Source organism: Flavobacterium sp. AK-345 (assembly GCF_058310175.1).
This window is the reverse complement of record NZ_JBZEER010000001.1, coordinates 731908-751952: the sequence shown is the minus strand read 5'-3', so window position 1 is coordinate 751952 and position 20045 is coordinate 731908. Positions and strand designations below refer to the sequence as shown.

Here is a 20045-nt window from a genome sequence, read left to right as displayed (position 1 = left end):
AAAGGAGAGTATCATTATTTTGATACTCTCCTTTAAAAAAATTGGCTATTAATTATCTTCTTCCACGGTGATCATCGTGATCATCGTGATCGTGTCTGTCGTGCTTATCGTGTCTATCATGTTTATCATGATGTCTGTTATCGTGGCGTCTGTCATCTCTGTGGTCATGACGATCATTGTAACCATAAACCGGTCTTGGTCTGTATGGTCTTTGTGGTGCACCATGATATCCTTTGTAATATTTTACTCTGTGTCTGTCAAAATACGTATAAGGCGTTCTTCCATGATAATCATTTAAAACTACTTTATATCCTCCGTACAAATCATAATTACGATATTGTCTTGGTAAACGAGTTGCTCTAACCCATCTTCCTCCTCCAAAATAAATAAATTGTGAAGCTCTAACATCATAATACGCTTCAACATCCGGCAAATAATAATATTCCATTTCAGAATAACCCGATGGTCCCCAAGCTGGAGGCGATCCTATATTTACATTAACTGATACCTGGGCTTGTGTGGCATTTGCAACCAAAAGAAATAATCCCGCGATTGCTATTTTAATTGTTTTCATTTTGTTTAGTTTTTTATATTAATCGTAATGTTATTTAACGATATTCATATACTGTGCCAAAAATAAAAACAGCTTGTATTTTGACGAATAAAATACACGTTTCGTCGATGTGAAACCGCTACTGTATTGGGAATGTCTTGATTTTTAAAAAGTTACTAAAATTTTAAAAAAGCACTTTTTCTTCATTTTTTTTGCAAAAAATTAAAAGACAAAATCGATTATTTATATTCAACAATTCTTGGTTTTGCAAGTTCAAAATTCTGTAAACCAAAATCTGTAGTTTCAAAAGTATTGGTTTTAAATACATTATCACCCTGTAACGGTATACTTGGATAGTATGACAGGGATAATTGAAAGGAACTGAAAACTAAATAGTCATTACTGATCAATAAGCCAATTGTTACTTTTTGATAAGCTTTGTTGTTGAACATGGCATCATTCGGACTTCCTAAAACGGCGATGGAGTAATTAAAAAACGGATTCATACGAAATCCCCATATTGCATGCGGAGAATAAGTTTGTGTCTGTAATGATAAAACCGCTTTACTGGTTCCGTATAGTGCAGCATTAAAGCCCGCAAGACCATTTTGCTCATTTAAATTAAGTTCGTCTCCAATAATTTCCTCACGATTTACACCCAAAACCAGTTTTGGATTTACGAATTGTCTTAATTTCCAATTTCCTATACTATATAATTTGGTAAAATAATTCGATTCAAATAAAAACGAAGTCTGATATGTTTTTGATTGATGGAAAAAAGTTCCGGCTTCAAAATTGGTACTTAAAAATCCCCAGTCATAGTAATTTCCAAAAGAAAACTGAGCTCCCACATATGGCCGCCAATATTTATTTTTATACTGATAACCAAGCGTAATGCCATAAATTCTACCAATAGGAACGTCCTCTGTTACACCGTTCCTAAAAATATAACTGTCTTTGACGAATTTTCTGGTATTGATTCCGATACCGCTTAATAATAGTTTTTCATCAGAATAAAAATGCGTTGGATCATATAAATCTGAAGGCGTTTCCGTATAATCAACATTCAGAAAACGGGCAGATACAATTAAATTGGTAACGCCATTATTATCATCTTCAAAAACTTTTGATGCTTTTCCCACCCAGAAATCCTGTACATTATTTTTAAAAGGCTGAAAAGCATATGTGGTATCAGGTAAAGGCGCCTGAAGCGTATCTCTTCTGAAATTTTGTGCAAAAAACATTCCGCCTGCCCATTTGGTTAATGGCGAGTAGAAATCACGTTCAATATCAATACTTTTAGAATAATTATTATCCAAATCCATATTGTATCTTAGTTTGGTACTAATATAGGTGTTTTTGATATTTGGTATTGTGTAGATAACGTCATTGGCATTTTGACCGTCATCAAAACGATTGGTAAAGCGATATTCAAGTTCCTGGCCTGAACCAAAAAAATCTTTTTCCTTAAATCCCACAGAAACCCGGCTGCTTGATATGGAGAATTTTGGAATGGTACTCCAGGAATCTAAAACGCGAATGGTAACATCTACAGAATCTGAGGCCGGACTCGCTAATTGCTTTGTAATTCGAACCGCAGTTACATATCGCTGCGCACGTATAAGACGCTCAGATTCCTGCACTTTATAAGAATCGTACGGAACATTTCTTTTAAATAGCAATAAATTGTAAATGGCTATTTTTTTTGTTTTAAGATGAAGTTTATTACCGGTTCGTTCTCCCCAATTTCGAGGCCTTGCGGTAGTATCTGCTATCGAATGACCAAACGGATCTAAGGTTACTACAGTTATATTTCTAATGATTTTACCATCGTAATTAGCCGTATCTTTTTCTATAATTTCAGCTTCTTTCTTTTTAGGTTTATTGGCTCTAAAAAGTAATTTGTGCAAAGTTTTGGTAAACTTGTGTTTTTTAGAATAGTTTTGGATTTTTTTATACATCGCCGCACTATCTTTTTTTGTTTCCGGTTTTGGCTTATCTACCTGCGCACAAATGCTCTGCAAAAAAAAGCATAGTGAAATAGATAGTATTATTTTAAAGTTTCGGAACATTAAGTATAGTGGGCTTTTTACAGATAATTTTTACATGAATATAAGATAAATAAAACTCATATTTTTTAAAAGAACCATTTATTATTTAATTTTCAATTTTGAGTTTTCTGATTCTCCACGTAAATTTTCTCGGCATATGATTTCCCATTAAATATCCCCATGGTTCTAACGATTCTATTCTTTCAAAAATAATTTTCAAAATAGCTAAAAGCGGAATCGCTAAAAACATTCCCGAAATTCCGGCACCGGCTCCTCCAACAATGATTCCCAAAATAGATACAAAAGCATTAATTTCTACTTTAGAATTAATAATTAAAGGCACAAGTAAATTATTATCGATTAACTGAACAACGAGATTTACTAACAGAATACTTAAAAACACAGATGTTTCGGGCGTTCCGGATAAAGATGCCAAAAGAGTTATTATACCCGCAATTGTAATACCTATATAAGGAATTAGGTTTAAAATTCCGGTTATTAATCCTAATAGAATAAAATATTTGACGCCTACAATCCAAAGTCCTAAACCGGTCAAAATTGAAACTACAATCATTTCTAACAATAAACTAACAATATAATTATTTATAGAAACCCGTATTTGTCCTAATATATCTTTTAAAGCAGAATGGTCTTCTTTGTTGACTAATTTTGCCAGAAAAAGAATAAAATGATCTTTGTACAGCAAGAACAAAAACGTATAAATTGGAATAATAGTACAATCTATTAAGAGATCGGTGATAGATAGTATTGCAGAACCCAAAGTAACGACACCTCCGTTTTTAACGGAATCTTTGGTGACTGTATCAAGGTATTTTTTTTGTTCACCAATACTGATATGAAAATTGTCTTTTACAAACTTATGTACCTCAATTATAAAGACATTAACGTTTTTCTTTATAGCATCAAAATCGTTGGCGATATCTTTGACCTGATAAGATATAAAGACTAATATGCCCACAATAAATGCAGCAAATATTAAAACACAAAGTATAGCGGCAAGATGTCTGGGAAATTTAAGTCTGACGTTTAAAAGAGTAAAAATAGGCAATAATAAAACGGCAAATAAAAAGGCCATCAATACGGGTGTAATGATATCTTTTCCGACACAAAATATAAATGCAAAACAAATTAAAGTTATAAGAATGAAGGAAAGTTTAGCGTAAAATGGCAATTTTATTGTTCGAATCATTGGTATAGAAATTAAGTTACATGGATCGAAAATTGATCTAAACAAAATTCCTTAATTTCTCACAAAATTGTGTTGTACGTTTTTTATATTACTTTACAAGATTCCCATTATAAATTTTAGTCAAAAAACTCTTTATCTTCATAATGGCTTGGCATGATTGAAATCCCTTTTTGAAGCAGTAGATTGTTCGGAAAAATGATTCTTTCGCCGTCTCTTGTTCGAAGATTAACATGAAAAGCACTAATGTCTTCTATTTCTGCCTCGATGGGAAAATCTTTGTCATGAATTTTAATAGTATCGCCAATTCTGAAGGGAAATGAAAAAAACAAAATCATACCGGAAGTTATATTACTCAAAATAGACCATTGCGCAAACATAGCTACACCAATAACGGTAGCGATTGAAGAAACGGTAATAAAAATATCTTTGGTATCAACTCCCCAAATGACAATTAAACTAATGGTAACCAATATATTCATTAATATGTGAATATACTTTATAACCAAATTAGTCCGATGTTCTAATAATTGACTTGAATGTGCATAACGACGAATTAATTTTGCAATTATAACGCGTAATGCCATTAAAGTTAAAAGAAGAATGATGGTTGTTAAGATCTCCTGACTATATTCTTTGAAAGAAAACATAAATAAATTTTTACACTAAAGTACTCAAATATTCGTAAACTTTAGCTGTTGGCAAGCCCATAACATTGGTATAAGAACCTTCTACTTTTGCAACTGCCATAAAACCAAACCATTCCTGAATACCATAAGCACCGGCTTTATCATAAGGTTTGTAGTTTTCGATGTAATATAAAATAGCTTCGTCAGACAAATCTTTGAAGGTTACTTTTGTTACATCATTAATTAGGGTAGAAGCAGAGTTGGTTTTAAAACAAACCGATGTAAATACTTCGTGTGTAGTATTCGACATTGATTTGATCATTTCAAAAGCTTCTTCGGCACTTTTAGGTTTTCCTAATGCTTTATTTTGATGCCAGACAATGGTGTCGCTGGTCACTAAAATTTCGTTTGGTTGTAGTTCACCTTCAAATGCGCTGGCTTTTAATTCAGCCAAATAATCGGTTATTTCAACAGCTTTTAATTCTAGAGGATAAATCTCTTTGATATCTTTTAACCTGATTTCGAAATCAAGGTCCAAATCTTTAAAAAACTGCTGTCTGCGTGGTGATCCCGAGGCCAGGATTAAAGTATATTTTTTTAATTTTTCTTTAAGCATTGTACTTGATATTTAAGGTAATAACCAAAATTGATAAAATTCCGAAAAGCAAAATCAGTTTTAAAACATTACTTAAATGATGGAATTCTTTTTGTGATTTTGCACCAAATGTTTTTACTATAAAGTATAAAAGCGGTGCTAAAACAAAAGCAAAAGCATATAGAGTAACGATATATAAATTGTTTTCTAAAAAGTATTTATTAATGTAAAGTAAACACAATATGAAAGGAATAATAGCAAATCCTAAGGCTATTTTTGCAGCTCTGCTATTTCCAATTGCAATTGGTAAAGTGTTCATTCCCTGATTATAATCACCATTTACATCTTCAATATCTTTTACTATTTCGCGAATAAAATTAATCATAAATGCAAACAAGGCATAATCAATTAATATAGAAAACATACTCGCCATTTGCGCTTGATTTTCAGCATTTGTAGCCGGAAAAAGATCAAAAACACCAATAATTATAACGCTAAATGACAATACACCAGCTACTACAAAATTTCCTAAAACCATAATTTGTTTTAAGCTTGTAGAATAGAAATAAAGCACAGAAGCAATCAATATAAAAATCACGGCAAAAGTTGGTCTCATGATCACATTTGATAGATAACAACCTATGGCAACACCTGTAATATTTAACCCAATGTAAATATTGTAACCTCGGGTTTCAGAAATGTTTTTGCCAATTACTACGTCATTTGGTTTATTAATTCTATCCGTCGCAACGTCAAGAATATTGTTAATTACATATCCCGCTGCTGCCAATAGAACGGTGCTTAAAACCAATAATCCATATTGCCAGTCGGCCAAAGCCAAAGGAATGTCCTGCTGTTTTAAAAAAGCATAACGAAATAAAAGCTGCATAAAAGCCAGCATTAACAGGTTTTGGTAACGAATGAGTTTAAGGTATTTCATTTTTTTTTGAAGGTTCTAAGGTTCTGAGGGACAAAGGTTCAAAGGCTTTTCACCACAACGAAAATCATTAATAATTTATAATTAATAATTCATAATTATTAGTCGTGTTGACCATTAAAATACTCCATCCATTTTCCCTGTACTTTCATCACTTGCTCGATTACATCGCGTGCAGCACCTCGTCCGCCTTTTACGTGAGAGATATAACGGGAAATATTTTTGATTTCAGGACTTGCATCTTGCGGACAAGTTGGTAATCCTACTAATTTCATAACATGAAAATCTGGAATATCATCGCCCATATATAAAACTTGTTCCGGTTTAATGTTATAAGTATCAGTGTATTCCTTAAAGGTTTCAACTTTGTTTGGAGTTCCCAAATGAATGTCTTTAATGCCTAAATTTTGAAGTCTAACACGAACACCTTCATTACTTCCGCCAGAAATAACACAAACATGATAGCCACTTTCTACAGCTGCTTTCATGGCAAAACCATCACGAATATTCATCGTGCGAAGAATTTCACCTTCGCTGGTTACAAAAACAGAACTGTCTGTAAGTACGCCATCAACATCAAAAACAAATGTTGTAATATCGTTCATTATTTCTTTATAACTCTTTGCCATTATTTTGTATAGATTGTGTTAGTATTTTATAAATATTCTTTTGATTTTCATTGGTTAAATATTCCAAATGTGCCTCAATTGTAGTCGAATCATTGCGTTTTGCAGGTCCGGTTTGAGCCTCGGTTGGATTTAAAGTATTGATTTTATCAGCTGTTTCCTGAATTAAAGGCTTCAATATTTCAAAAGGAACCTTATTTTCTTCACAAATTTCCTGACCAATCTGATACAATTGATTGGTGAAATTATTCACAAAAACGGCAGCAACATGAAGTGCCTTACGCTGCTCTGAATTTATAGGGAAAACAGCTTTTGAAATACTTTTTGCTACGGTATCTAAAACACGAAAATCAAATGTGTTTTCAGCTTCCAGACAAATCGGAATCACTGAAAAATCAACTTCTTTATTTTTAGAAAAAGTTTGTAAGGGATAAAAAACGCCTTTACGATTTTTAGCGTCTAAAGTATCAATTGACGCAGTTCCTGAAGTATGAACAACAAGTTGATTGTTAAAAGGTAATTGTGCTGAAACTTCGGAAATTGCATTATCTGTAACAGCAATAATATATAAATCTGCTTCTTTTAAATCCTGAAAATCGTCTACAATTTTATCAAATTCAATCAAAGAAGCCAGAGTTTCTTTTTTTCTGGAAAAAACCTGTGCAATTTCAACAAGCTCACTTTTAGCGAAAGCTTTTATCAAATGCTGCGCAACATTTCCGGAACCAATTAACGTTATTTTAATCATAACGCAAAATTAGCATTATTTTTTGAATGGATATAACCTATTTAATCAACACAAATAAAATTAAAATCAACCTCTTTATTATCTTAAAAATAGTAAGAAAAATATTTTTAATAAGCTTAAATAAATATTTTCTTTACTTATTTTTGGCTTTAATAATTAAAAAAAATATAAATGAAAAGTACAATTACATTTTTGGCAATATTCTGTGTTATACAAATATCATTTTCTCAATCTATTGGAGAGAATGGTTATGCTCCTATAATAAATAATTTTAACATTCCTCTTTTATCCGGTGTTTATAGTGGTCAAAATGCTATAGGACAAACTCCCGATGCAGGTACTGGATGGCAACATTTATTTGCGATAAGACATATTGATTCAAATAATAATTTCCAATTGCAAATAGCTTCATCATACAATGAAAATGACAGGTTATTTTTTAGAAAAATCGCACATGATTTAACATCAACAAATTCTACGTGGATTGAGTTTGCAACAAGAAGTAATAATACTTTTATTGGAGATCAAAGTATTAATGGTAATTTAGGGATTAATAAAGATTTAATCTTAAAAAATTATGAAAACATTGCAGGAAAGGGTAATAAAATTATTTTTACTGCTTACGGGAATGACTTACAAGGACCTCAAATAAGAAGTTATTTAACTTTTGCTTCTGCTAATGATTCACGAATGGGACTAGTATTAAGTTCTTATTCAAAAGGATATATGGATGAACTTTTTCTTACAGATGGCAACGTAGGTATAGGGAAAGCAAACCCAACCAATAAACTAGACGTGAACGGTACAATCCACTCCAAAGAAGTAAAAGTAGATATGCTAGGGTGGACTTGGCCAGATTTTGTTTTCAAAAAAGAATATAATTTGCCAACTCTTGCAGAAGTTGAAAAACATATTAATGAGAAAGGGCATCTCGAAAATATTCCAAGCGAAGAAGAAGTGCTTAAAAATGGTATTAATTTGGGAGAAATGAATGCTAAGCTTTTGCAGAAAATAGAGGAATTGACACTTTACATGATTGAAATTAAAAAAGAAAATATTCAAATGAAAAATAAACAATCTGAATTGGAAAATACAATTACACAACTTAAAAATAGAATTAACTAATGAAAAAAACAACCGTAATAATTGCTTTTATATTTATTACCTCATTTTCTTTTTCTCAACAAATAGGGGATGGATTCTCACCGGTTATAAATGATTTTGCAACACCTTTAAAGTCGGGAGTATATAGTGGTTTGATTACGCGTGGTACGATTCCGGATGTAAGTCATGACTGGAGTCATTTGTTTGTTATTAGACATGTAAATCAAACAAATAATTATCAATTACAAATCGCCTCATTGTACACAGAGAATGATAGGATTTTTTTTAGAAAGATTGCCAATAATTTGGATTTAACACCTACAAATACTGCATGGTCTGAATTTGCAACACGTGGAACAAATACTTTTATTGGAAATCAAACTGTAAATGGTAATTTAGGGATTGGGACATCATCACCCGAATCCCCACTTACCGTTTATGGAATTTCTAGTTTTTATCCACGAAGAATAGGAGCAGGTGATGCAAGACAGTTTTTAATCAACCATTCCTTTAGTAATCCAGATTTCATAAATAACCTTTATCCTATTATTTTGGCTACAGGGGGAGGAAACCAACCATTAATTCTGGATGCAGCTAGAGTTGGCATAGGAACAGTAAATCCAGATTCAAGATTAGCAGTAAACGGAACAATTCATTCCAAAGAAGTAAAAGTAGATTTGCTTGGCTGGTCCGATTTTGTTTTTAAAAAAGAATATAATTTACCAACGCTTGCAGAAGTTGAAAAACATATCAATGAGAAAGGACATCTCGAAAATATTCCAAGCGAAGAAGAAGTGCTTAAAAATGGTATTAATTTGGGAGAAATGAATGCTAAGCTTTTGCAGAAAATAGAGGAATTGACATTATATACAATTCAGCAATCAAAAGAAATTCAAAATTTAAAAGAAGAGAATAAATCTTTTAAATTGTTATCTGAAAGACTTGATAAATTGGAACAAAAACTGAAATAAAATTAATTATATAAAAGCATATTAATGAAAAAAATTACAACACTAGTCATTGTATTATTTTTGACAGTTACAGCATCGGCTCAACAAATTGGGGATGGATATGCACCAATGACAAATGACTTTGGTGGTCTGTTAAAATCAGGTGTATTTGGAGGTGTAAATCATACTGGAGGAGTTCCTGATTTATCTTATTATGGACACCAACATCTATTTGTAGTAAGACACGAAAATTCAAATAATAATCATCAATTGCAAATTGCTTCTTCATTTGCAGAAAATGATAGATTATTTTTCAGGAAAATTGTTGGTGATTTAACTCCTAAAAACCCTATCTGGATAGAACTTGCAACTCGGGGAACAAATACATTTGTTGGAAATCAAATAATTAAAGGTACATTAGAAAATTATGTAGAAGTGCCATTAAATTCTGGAACGGGTTCTTATCAATTAATAAATGAAAGTAGTGGATCTGTAATTTCAAATACAGTTTATAATAGAGTATGGTTATATAGAGACGCTACATCAGATAATTGGTGGACAACTCGACTACATGATGGTATTTCAATAGATGTATCATTTAAGACACCCCATGTTGATACAAGAACATGGTGGGAAAGAGATCCAAATGATAATATCCAATCGTGGGGCAATGGAGTGGATACTTATTTAACAATAGATAAAGGAAATATAGGTATTGGAATTACAAACCCAAATAATAAATTAGATGTAAAAGGCACAATACATTCTCAGGAAGTAAAAGTTGATATGAAAGACTGGTCTGACTTTGTTTTTAAAAAAGAGTATAATTTGCCAACGCTTGCAGAAGTTGAAAAACATATTAATGAAAAAGGACATTTAGAAAATATTCCTAATGAAGAAGAAGTTCTTAAAAATGGAATTAATTTGGGAGAAATGAATGCCAGGCTTTTGCAGAAAATAGAGGAATTGACACTTTATATGATTGATCAAAACAAGAATATTCAAAGTTTGATAGAAGAAAATAAAAAGCAAAATGAAGAAATAATAGCTTTGAAGAAAAACACATTATCTAAATAATTTTAAAGATATAACCCAGCGTAATTAGTATCAATAAGCTGGGTTATATTTTTTTATTCTTTTACATTTTCACCGCTCCTTTAGCAACAGTTTCACCAATAGTCGTTGTTTTAGAATAATTTACATCTTTAGAAGAAACCAATTCAATTTTCTCACTTGCGGCACCATCAATAGTAACGGCTTTTGCAGAAGTTGAGTTGAATTCAACATTTTTTAAAGACATATTTTTTCCGTTATAGATTTCAAAAATGGTTGGACTTTTGATATCTAATTTGGCATTTGTTATTTTAATTCCGTTTGCATCGATGATTGAAAAGCCTTTTTCTGCTTTTGCAATTAAATTTGAAATCTCAATATTTTCAAGATTCATTTCAGGCAAACCCTGCAAAAATACAGCCTGATAAGCTCCTGAAATTGTGATGTTTTTAATCGAAATATTTTTGAATTGCGGCGTTTCTTCATTTACGGGAATTGCTTTTGTATTGATTTTATTTCCGCCTTCGGCCAAAGTTTCTGCGATAGATTTTCCTCCATAATAAAGGTCAAAAGAAATGGCTTGCGATGGAATATCGGTCATAAAAATATCCGAAATATAGATATTCTCCACAATTCCGCCACGACCGCGTGTACTTTTAAAACGCAATCCAACATCCGTTCCCATAAAAGTACAATTAGATACGTGAAGGTTTTTTACACCTCCGGACATTTCACTTCCAACTGTTACGCCGCCGTGTCCGTGATATACGATATTATTTCGTACAATGATATTTTCGCAGGGAACGCCACGATCGCGACCGTCTTTATCTTTTCCTGATTTAATACAAATAGCATCATCACCAACATCAAAACTGGAATTTTCAATCAATACATTTTTACAGGATTCAACATCAAGACCGTCTCCGTTTTGAGAATACCACGGATTTCTAACCGTTACATTTCTCACAATCAAATCTTCAACCATTAAAGGATGAATATTCCATGCCGGGGAATTTTGAAAAACCGGTCCGTCAAAAAGAACTCTTTTACTGTTTTGAATACTTACCATTACCGGACGAAGAAAATCATGAATGGCTTCAAATTCTTCTTTTGTTTTTAAATCAAGGCGCACATTTTGATCGGCACCAATAGAAGCTTTCATAAAAGTTTCAGATGGATACCAGCTTTCTTTTTTCTCATTTAAAACTCCTCCAGAAGCTATCACTTTTTTCCATTGGCTTTCTGTTAGTTTGCTTTTTTTAACTTGTCTCCAAACTTCACCTGAACCATCCCAAACACCATTTCCTGTAAAAGCAACGTTTTCGAGATTTTTACCATAAATAGGAGAGATGCATCGCCATGTATTTAAACCTTCAAAACTGGTTTCTATAATAGGATATAGACTTTTATCGGTCGAAAATTTGATTAATGCTCCGGTTTCTGCATGCAATTCAATATTACTTTTCAGAATAATTGGTCCCGTAAGCCATATTCCGGGCGGAATAACAACTTTTCCGCCTCCTTTTTTTGAAACAGCTTCTATAGCATCGGCGAAAGCCTTAGTATTAAGAGTGTAACCTCCGTTTGCAGCTCCAAAATCTTTTATATTTACGGAGTTATTAGGAATTTTAGGCTCCTGAACTTTTGCCATTTTAAATTCAATACCGGGATAAACATCAGTTGTTTTGGATTTTTGAGCCTGAATACTTCCTGAAAAGCAAGTCGCTAAAAAAGCTGCGAGAATGCACAATAAGTTAGTTGAGTTAGTTTTCATTTCGAAATTAGATGAGTGTGGTTATTAATAGCTGTAATTCTTATTTTGAATCTCGATTTTTATCAATTCTGAAATAATTCCTGTTTTTCAAATATAAATTAAAAATGTAATCGATTACACAAATCTAATGAAAATTTTTCATTTTCAAACGAATTATAAAACAGATTAATTGTAGTATTTAACTTGTTTAACATGAAAACATCAAATTAAATTAAGCCTATTTTTGGTTTTAATTAACAAATGGCAAATATCGATACTCAACATTTTTAAGTACTTTTGTGGCACTTTTATACAATGTAATTCCTCAAAAATGGATAAAAAAATATTCTCTTTTTTGTTTTCTACACGATTAATGGCCGTTCTTTTTTTAACATTTGCAATAGCAATGGGTGTTGGAACTTTTATCGAAAGTAAATACAATACCGATACAGCCAGAATTTTAATTTACAATACCTGGTGGTTTGAAGCCATAATGGTTTTCTTCCTGATCAATTTCTTCGGAAACATCAAACGTTATCAATTATTAAAAAAAGAAAAGTGGGCAACTTTATTACTTCACATTGCCTTTATTTTTATTCTTTTAGGAGCTTTTATTACACGTTATATTAGTTACGAAGGTATGATGCCAATTCGCGAAGGCGCAGCCGAAAACCAAATCTATTCTGATAAGACATTTATAACCATTCTTGCTGATGGTGAATATAAAGGTGAAATGAAACGCAGGGTTTTTGAAAAAAGCCTTTTGTTATCGCCCGTTACCAATAATGATTTTAGTATTTCAGGAAAATTTGACGAAACTCCTTTTGAAGTGACTTTTGACAAATATATCATGGGCGCTAAAGAAACTATAAAACCAAGTGCAAACGGAACTTTATACCTTAAATTGGTAGAAGCAGGAGCAGGCGGACGTGAAGAACATTTCCTAAAAGAAGGTGAAGTTCAAAACATTCATAATGTTTTATTTGCTTTAAATAAACCAACAGATGGTGCCATAAATATCAATACAACTGGCGAAAAATACACCATTCAAACTCCTTTTGAAGGACGTTTCATGAGAATGGCTGATAAGCTTGAAGGTGATGTTACTAAAGATAATGTGCAGCCGTTAATGATGCGATCTTTATATAGTATTGGTGATATTAGAATCGTTTTTCCAGATCCTGCTGTTAGAGGAATCGTTGATTATGAATCAAATAATGACTATAAAGCAAAATCTCATAACGATGCTTTAATTGTAAAAGTTAAAGCTGATGGTGAAGAAAAACAAGTAAGACTTTTAGGTTCTAAAGGTAGTATTGGTGAACCGCAAACAGTTAAAATAGGAAAAATTGAATACACTTTATTCTACGGAAGTAAAGCCTATGTTTTGCCATTTAAAGTAAAATTAAACGACTTTATAGCAACAAAATATCCTGGAACTGAGAAAAGTTATTCTTCTTTTGAAAGTAAAGTAACCGTTCAGGATTCTACAGAAACTTTTGATGCTGATATTTATATGAACCACGTTTTAGATTATAAAGGATACAGATTTTTTCAATCATCATTTGATCCCGACGAAAAAGGAACTGTATTGTCTGTAAACCACGATTTCTGGGGAACTTCAATTACTTATTTAGGATATTTTATGTTGTTCTTCGGTTTAATGGCTATTATGTTTACCAAACATTCTCGTTTTGCAGATTTGAAACGCAAATTAGAAGCAGTGAAAAAGAAAAAAGAAAAACTAATTACCATTTTTGTTTTATTATTCAGTTTAAATGGTTTTGCGCAAGCGCCTCATGTTCATGAACATAATCATTCGCATAACGAAGATCCAAACGATCACGCCAATCACGTTACAGCTCCGCCAAGTCAAAAACAAATTGACTCTTTATTGACAATCTATAAGGCTCCTAAAGAGCACGCTGCAAAATTTGGGCGTTTGATTATTCAGGATGCTGGCGGTAGAATGAAACCTATCAATACTTTTTCATCTGAATTATTGAGAAAAGTGAGCCAGAGCGATACCTATAATGGAATGAATTCTGATCAGGTATTTTTGTCTATGACGCAATACGCTCAGGTTTGGATTCAGGTTCCTATTATTTACCTGAATACCAAAGATGATAGTATTCGTAAAATTATTGGTGTTGACAGAAAAGCAAAATTAGCTCCGTTTGTAAAGTTTTTTGACGAAAACGGAAATTATAAGCTTGCACCTTATTTAGATGCCGCTTACAAAGCAGGAAATCCAAATAGTTTTGAGAAAGATTTTATCGAAGCTGATAAAAAAGTAAATTTAATGGAGTCAGCATTAAGTGGAAGTATTTTAAGAATATTTCCTATTCCGAATGACCCAAACAATAAATGGATCTCTTATTTAGAATTGAATAATGCAGGCTTAAAAGGAATGGATTCTACGTATGTAAAACAAATTCTGCCAATGTATTTTAGTGCATTAAACAACGGTTCTATTTCTAAAAATTTTGGTACTGCAGATCAGTTGGTTGAAAGTATTAATGGTTTTCAGAAGAAATTTGGAAGTAAAGTACGCCCAAGCGAACAAAAAATTGATCTTGAAATCGCGTACAATACTTATAATATTTTGCCAAAAATGTTTTACTGGTATTCTCTTTCAGGAATCTTCATGTTGATTTTTACACTTTTCAGTATCTTTTTCGATAAAAAATGGTTACGAATCACTGTAAATGGTTTTCATATATTAATTGGGTTAATCTTTGCGCTTCACACAGTCGCATTAATTGCCCGTTGGTATATTTCGGGTCACGCACCGTGGAGTAATGCTTATGAGGCAATTGTATATGTGGCCTGGTCAACAATGTTCTTCGGATTGGCTTTTGACAGAAAATCAAAACTTACTGTGGCATCTGCAGCGTTTGTGACGGCGATGATTTTCATGGCATCAAACGCCAACTGGATTGATCCGGAAATTGCCAATTTACAACCTGTTCTGAATTCATATTGGTTAATGATTCACGTTGCTGTTATTGTGGCAAGTTACGGACCAACCGCACTTGGAATGATTTTAGGTTTTGTAGCCCTGATATTGATTTTCTTTACCAATGAGAAAAACAAAGCCAAAATGGAATTAAACATCAAAGAAATAACTTATATCAACGAAATGGCTTTGACTATTGGTTTGATTATGTTAACAATAGGAAACTTTCTTGGAGGACAATGGGCCAACGAAAGCTGGGGACGTTACTGGGGATGGGATCCAAAAGAAACCTGGGCATTAATTTCAATCATGATTTATGCATTCGTAATTCACGCTCGTTTTGTACCATCACTTCGTAGTAAATGGTTTTTCAACGTAATGAGTATGTACGCCTTTGTATCTATTTTATTTACATATTATGGAGTGAATTTCCATTTGGTTGGTCTGCACTCTTACGCAAGTGGAGAAGCGCATTCATTAAGCTGGGTTTATTATTCCCTAGGGACTATTTCCTTAATTGCACTTATAACATATCCAAAATACAATAAGTATTATAAAAACAAAAAAGCTGTAAAAGCAAAAAAATAAATAATTTCAGAAAGCAAATTATTAATTCTCCTAAAAGGTTCAGCGTAAAGTTGAACCTTTTTTTTGATCATTAGCAGAATTAGAAGCTGTTTCCTGCTGTCCACTGTATCTTTTATGGTTCCCGATAGCTATCGGGACCACCATAAAAGGATGCCGTTACCATCAGGGCTAGGGCACTTGGTTTCATTAGAACATTCAAATAGTAATCATTTATAATTTCTTATTTCGGCAATTTCCCAATAATAGCAAGCACTATAATAATTAGGATAAAAAAAGTAACTAAAAAAATCAAGTGACTTAAAATCGTTAAAAAGAAAGCTCTTGTTCTTGACATTTTATTAAAAAACTGAATGTTTGTCCAAAATATCAATATAATACCAAGAAGATAAGTCAAAGATGAAAACCTCTCAGCATGATGTATACTATTTAAATATAAAAGTATTGGAAATGTCAAAATTTGCACAGAAAGTCTTTGTGAAGCCTTAAAAGTGTTCAATACAAATAATTCGACAAAATTATAGCCTTGTTTTCTAAAAACAATATAAGTTCCAATAGTATAAATAGGAATTGTAGCAATCGTAACCCAGGCAAAATGAGTTGCCATCCACTCATTATAATCATTAAAATCAATCTCTAAATCTGTAGAAGCCTGAAATAAATTGATATGAAAATAATGATACAAAAAACCATAAAGCGCTCCCAAAACTGCAACTAAAGACAATGGTTTGAAATGTTTAACTCGTTTTCCCTCGATAAACTCCCGAATTGAATGCCCTGGTCTTATAAACAATTGTTTAATTGAATAAGGAATTCCATTATCAAAATGCAATAATCCGTGTTGAATATCATGCCATAAAAAATGTGCATTTATTCTGTGCGTATCAGCAGGTTGTCCGCAATTGTTGCAGTAATGTCCTTTAAAAGTCTGATTACAATTTTTACAGGTTATTTCCATACTCTAAAACTTTTAAATTATTAAGATTTCTTAAAACCATTTGGATACATAATGGCTAATAAAACGAAAATCAGCAAAAAGTTATATTCTACACCATTTCTTCCTCCACCAACAACAAACCAGCCTTCCTTAAAATGAACTAAAATTATCCCCATTATCAAAATAAAAATAGTTACAAAACCTGCAGGCTTAACATATTTGTTTATTAATAACAATATAGCAGCAATGATGTGCGAAATTTTTATTGACCATGCCAGAAAAATACCAAACGGCGCAAAGCCAATCTGATTAAGATATAGATTTCCAAAATCGTTTATACCATTATTGAAAATTCCAAAAACAGAGTGGGAGAGAAGTATGATTGCAGTTGCGATTCTTAAAAGTAAATTTCCGTTCATATGTTTGATTGTTAGTGTTTTGAATTAAAAATAATAAAAAAACGCACATTAAAATAAATTAATATGCGTTTTAAATTTTGTTTAAAATTATATCTTATACTTTTCCTAAAGTATACAATTGTTCCATTGTAGGCGTTGCGCTTCCTCCGGCAGGTTCAAGTGTAATTCCAAATGCTTCTGCAGAATCTGTTTGCTCTACAGCAAAGATTTTTTGATCATTTTCTTCAAAATTATCCAGTAAACCAATACTTGTAGGCGTAAGAACCGGACTTAATTTTAAAGACCATACCTGATAAACCATGCCCTTTGGAGGTTTTGGTAAACCTGCAGCATCAATATAAGTCGTTTTGGTGTCTTTGTTCCAGTATACTTTGGCAAAAGAAGTTGGAGAAACCGCCTGACCACCAAGTGTTACACCAGTGTTTTTGATATCTCTTACAATAGTTAGGTTTTTCTCTGTTTCTTTATTTTGCTGATCTAAATAAGCAAATTCTCTTTGAATTTTATTCTTTTCGTTACCAACAGTTGCAATAGCTTCTTTGGTTTTTGTTAATTCTAAAGTTTGATATCCAAGTCCCAAAAGCATTAAAACTGCAGCAGCCCAGCCCACATATTGAGACCAGTTTGATGCGGGTTTCATATCGACTACTTTGCCATGTTTCAGCTCGAGGCGTGCTTTTATCTTTTCGAAATTAGCTACAGAATGAAAAGGTGAAAAACTTGATGATAAAGCTATAATAGCTTTCTCTATAGCAAGGATCTCCTGTTCAACCTCGGGATTTTTCTTTGCCATTTCGGCTATCTCCAGATTTTCTGTTTCGGTTAATAAACCGTAAACATAAAGTTCTAAAATTCCTGATTCTATATACTCTTGTGCTTCCATTATATTTTTAAATAATTACGTAAATCGTTAATACAGTTTCTGTTTTGTGTTTTGATAGTCCCCAACGGAATTGCCAGTTCTTCTGACGCCTCTTGTTGAGTATATCCTTTGAAAAATAATAAGTCAATAATTTCAATACACTTTGGTTTCAATTTTTTTACAAATTCCTGAATTCCAATGGAGTCAATTTTATTAGTGAGTTTATTACTGTCATCTAACAGATTTACGAAATTATCCGAAGAAAGGTTTTTTTGGCTATTATTAAAATTTTTAGATCTTAACTTATCTATACTCGTATTACGAGCTATATTAAGGATCCAGGTATAAAAACGACCTTTACTTTCGTTATACGAATCTATATTTTTCCAGATTTTTACAAAAACTTCCTGCAAAACATCTTCAGCTTCTTCACGGTTTTTTATGAGAACATTGATGACCGAAAACAAACTCTTAGAATACATATCATACAAATGGGTAAAAGCTCTTTCGTCTTTTTTGTAAATTAAAACTAATAATTCTTCTTGACTCATACATTTTGGTTTTTAAGCTTAAACAAAAATTTTAGGAAATATTTTATTACAATCAGATAAAGATAATTTATTTTTTTTATGAAAAAACATTTTTTTTAAATTGTTGTCAGGTCTTTAAAAATAAGGGGTTTACGAAAAATAATGATTTTTTTTACTTTTTTTTACTTTTTTTAAAACCAAAATTTAATCTCTTTCGTATATATCATTATAAAAGTAAGTGAAATAATACATATTGAAAAAATAAAGATAAAAGCCGATTAAAAATTTGATTTATATAAGATTAGTATGAGCCTTTTAAGAGTATTAAAAAAGAAATTTAATAATCAAAAAAAAACATCATGAGTAACATAAATAAATTAAAAATATTGATCATTGCCTTAACTAGTGTTTTGCAGTATTCAAATTCCACAGATACTATTCTTCGCAAAGGTATTGTTAGACATAGTTCTTCAACAATACATCAAATAGAAAATTTAGAAAATAACAGTTCTTATTAGAAAGTTGTAAATCAAGATTTATAAAATTTTATAGTTGATGCTACTCGGACTTCCAGACTGAAAATTTTCCTGAATTACAAAACGACCAGGAAAATAAGCCATGTAAAAATTGTAAACACCAATCAGAAAGTATTTGGAAGTTTAACAATTCAGGAACAAAGAATTTTCATCATAACCGCAGTGCATCAGCTATAATTTAAATAAAAAGATATATAAAATTAATTTCATGGTTTGATTTGTTTGTATGGGGAGAAGCCTAACGAGTGATTAACGTTAGGCTTCATTTTTTTATTTAACTTATGATTAAGAAAAAATAAGCAGCCAAAATCTCTTTAAGAAACTGATTTTGATTAATTTTATAAAAAATATAAACATGAAAAAAATTATAATAATGGCGTATGGCGCACTACTTTTATTTAGTTGCCAAAACCAAGCGCAAACTAATAAAACAAAAACGCCTAAAACGGATAAAGTCATGACAAAAGAAACTATTTATCAATTTAAAGTAGAAGATTTATCAGGAAATTCATTTGATTTTGCTTCTTTAAAAGGTAAAAAAGTAATGATTGTAAATACCGCTTCAAAGTGCGGATTAACGCCTCAATACAAAGATCTTGAAGCAATTTACAAAGAATATAAAGACAAAGGTTTTGTAATTGTAGGTTTTCCGGCAAATAATTTTGCATCTCAGGAACCAGGTACAAATGAAGAAATTGGTGCTTTTTGCCAACAAAATTATGGAGTAACTTTTCCGATGATGGACAAAGTTTCTGTAAAAGGAGATGATATGTGCGAAGTATATAAATTCCTTACTCAGAAATCTAAAAATGGCTTACAGGATTCTGAAGTAGAATGGAATTTTCAAAAATATTTAATCAACGAAAAAGGTGAATTGGTTAAAGTTATCAAACCTAGAACTTTACCAACTGATCCTGAAGTTATCAACTGGATAAAGAGTTAATTAGAAAACTATCAAACCTAAAAGTCCGCAAATTTGAATTTTTCAAGTTTGTGGATTTTTTTTACGAC

The 20045-nt window shown here is 31.8% G+C and carries 18 protein-coding genes; 5 read left to right on the top strand and 13 right to left on the bottom strand.

Annotated elements, in window-relative coordinates:
* Positions 1 to 52 precede the first annotated feature (52 nt).
* The 8 genes from AC4FQ3_RS03495 to AC4FQ3_RS03460 all read right to left on the bottom strand — a co-directional run bounded on the left by AC4FQ3_RS03495 (position 53) and on the right by AC4FQ3_RS03460 (position 7346).
* Positions 53 to 574, bottom strand: coding sequence for a hypothetical protein (locus AC4FQ3_RS03495; RefSeq protein ID WP_073398226.1), 522 nt, complete (start codon positions 572 to 574; stop codon positions 53 to 55).
* A gap of 218 nt (positions 575 to 792) precedes the next feature.
* Positions 793 to 2514 carry a hypothetical protein gene (locus AC4FQ3_RS03490; RefSeq protein ID WP_371198254.1) on the bottom strand — a complete coding sequence of 574 codons (1722 nt, stop codon included), beginning with the start codon at positions 2512 to 2514 and terminating at the stop codon, positions 793 to 795.
* Between the two features lie 196 nt (positions 2515 to 2710).
* Positions 2711 to 3814 carry an AI-2E family transporter gene (locus AC4FQ3_RS03485; RefSeq protein ID WP_491180879.1) on the bottom strand — a complete coding sequence of 368 codons (1104 nt, stop codon included), beginning with the start codon at positions 3812 to 3814 and terminating at the stop codon, positions 2711 to 2713.
* Positions 3815 to 3930: 116 nt separating this feature from the next.
* Positions 3931 to 4461: a mechanosensitive ion channel domain-containing protein gene (locus AC4FQ3_RS03480; protein WP_491180878.1), complete on the bottom strand. Its 531-nt coding sequence runs from the start codon at positions 4459 to 4461 to the stop codon at positions 3931 to 3933.
* Positions 4462 to 4471: 10 nt separating this feature from the next.
* Complete coding sequence (locus AC4FQ3_RS03475) at positions 4472 to 5056, bottom strand: Maf-like protein (protein ID WP_491180877.1); 585 nt, start codon at positions 5054 to 5056, stop codon at positions 4472 to 4474.
* Positions 5049 to 5975 (bottom strand): geranylgeranylglycerol-phosphate geranylgeranyltransferase, encoded by a 927-nt coding sequence (locus AC4FQ3_RS03470; RefSeq protein WP_491180876.1) that lies wholly within the window; start codon positions 5973 to 5975, stop codon positions 5049 to 5051. Before AC4FQ3_RS03470 ends, AC4FQ3_RS03475 begins: the two co-directional genes overlap by 8 nt.
* A gap of 98 nt (positions 5976 to 6073) precedes the next feature.
* Positions 6074 to 6601, bottom strand: a complete 528-nt coding sequence (locus tag AC4FQ3_RS03465; RefSeq protein ID WP_042566914.1) for a KdsC family phosphatase — start codon at positions 6599 to 6601, stop codon at positions 6074 to 6076.
* Positions 6585 to 7346, bottom strand: a complete 762-nt coding sequence (locus AC4FQ3_RS03460; RefSeq protein WP_491180875.1) for a Rossmann-like and DUF2520 domain-containing protein — start codon at positions 7344 to 7346, stop codon at positions 6585 to 6587. The genes AC4FQ3_RS03465 and AC4FQ3_RS03460 overlap by 17 nt, the downstream gene beginning before the upstream one ends.
* A 171-nt stretch (positions 7347 to 7517) precedes the next feature.
* Here AC4FQ3_RS03460 and AC4FQ3_RS03455 point away from each other — a divergent pair, with 171 nt between their 5' ends.
* The 3 genes from AC4FQ3_RS03455 to AC4FQ3_RS03445 are packed head-to-tail and all read left to right on the top strand — an operon-like array spanning position 7518 to position 10477.
* On the top strand, positions 7518 to 8471 hold the full coding sequence (locus AC4FQ3_RS03455; protein ID WP_491180874.1) for a hypothetical protein: 954 nt from the start codon (positions 7518 to 7520) through the stop codon (positions 8469 to 8471).
* Positions 8471 to 9421, top strand: a complete 951-nt coding sequence (locus AC4FQ3_RS03450) for a hypothetical protein (protein WP_491180873.1) — start codon at positions 8471 to 8473, stop codon at positions 9419 to 9421. Before AC4FQ3_RS03455 ends, AC4FQ3_RS03450 begins: the two co-directional genes overlap by 1 nt.
* A gap of 24 nt (positions 9422 to 9445) precedes the next feature.
* A complete protein-coding gene (locus AC4FQ3_RS03445; protein WP_491180872.1) occupies positions 9446 to 10477 on the top strand; it encodes a hypothetical protein in 1032 nt (343 codons plus the stop codon).
* Positions 10478 to 10538: 61 nt separating this feature from the next.
* Here the strand turns inward: AC4FQ3_RS03445 and AC4FQ3_RS03440 are convergent, their stop codons facing one another.
* Complete coding sequence (locus AC4FQ3_RS03440; RefSeq protein ID WP_491180871.1) at positions 10539 to 12227, bottom strand: glycoside hydrolase family 28 protein; 1689 nt, start codon at positions 12225 to 12227, stop codon at positions 10539 to 10541.
* A 310-nt stretch (positions 12228 to 12537) separates the two neighbouring features.
* Here AC4FQ3_RS03440 and AC4FQ3_RS03435 point away from each other — a divergent pair, with 310 nt between their 5' ends.
* Positions 12538 to 15753, top strand: a complete 3216-nt coding sequence (locus tag AC4FQ3_RS03435; RefSeq protein WP_491180870.1) for a cytochrome c biogenesis protein — start codon at positions 12538 to 12540, stop codon at positions 15751 to 15753.
* Positions 15754 to 15973: 220 nt separating this feature from the next.
* Here AC4FQ3_RS03435 and AC4FQ3_RS03430 read toward each other — a convergent pair whose 3' ends face one another.
* The 4 genes from AC4FQ3_RS03430 to AC4FQ3_RS03415 all read right to left on the bottom strand — a co-directional run bounded on the left by AC4FQ3_RS03430 (position 15974) and on the right by AC4FQ3_RS03415 (position 18519).
* Positions 15974 to 16708: a DUF3667 domain-containing protein gene (locus tag AC4FQ3_RS03430; RefSeq protein ID WP_052483767.1), complete on the bottom strand. Its 735-nt coding sequence runs from the start codon at positions 16706 to 16708 to the stop codon at positions 15974 to 15976.
* Positions 16709 to 16728: 20 nt separating this feature from the next.
* Positions 16729 to 17106, bottom strand: a complete 378-nt coding sequence (locus tag AC4FQ3_RS03425) for a DoxX family protein (RefSeq protein ID WP_463460982.1) — start codon at positions 17104 to 17106, stop codon at positions 16729 to 16731.
* A gap of 94 nt (positions 17107 to 17200) precedes the next feature.
* Positions 17201 to 17989, bottom strand: a complete 789-nt coding sequence (locus tag AC4FQ3_RS03420; RefSeq protein WP_491180869.1) for an anti-sigma factor — start codon at positions 17987 to 17989, stop codon at positions 17201 to 17203.
* Positions 17989 to 18519: an RNA polymerase sigma factor gene (locus tag AC4FQ3_RS03415; protein WP_491180868.1), complete on the bottom strand. Its 531-nt coding sequence runs from the start codon at positions 18517 to 18519 to the stop codon at positions 17989 to 17991. The genes AC4FQ3_RS03420 and AC4FQ3_RS03415 overlap by 1 nt, the downstream gene beginning before the upstream one ends.
* Positions 18520 to 19389: 870 nt before the next feature.
* Between AC4FQ3_RS03415 and AC4FQ3_RS03410 the strand changes: the two genes are divergently transcribed.
* On the top strand, positions 19390 to 19977 hold the full coding sequence (locus AC4FQ3_RS03410) for a glutathione peroxidase (protein ID WP_042566922.1): 588 nt from the start codon (positions 19390 to 19392) through the stop codon (positions 19975 to 19977).
* Positions 19978 to 20045: the final 68 nt, after the last annotated feature.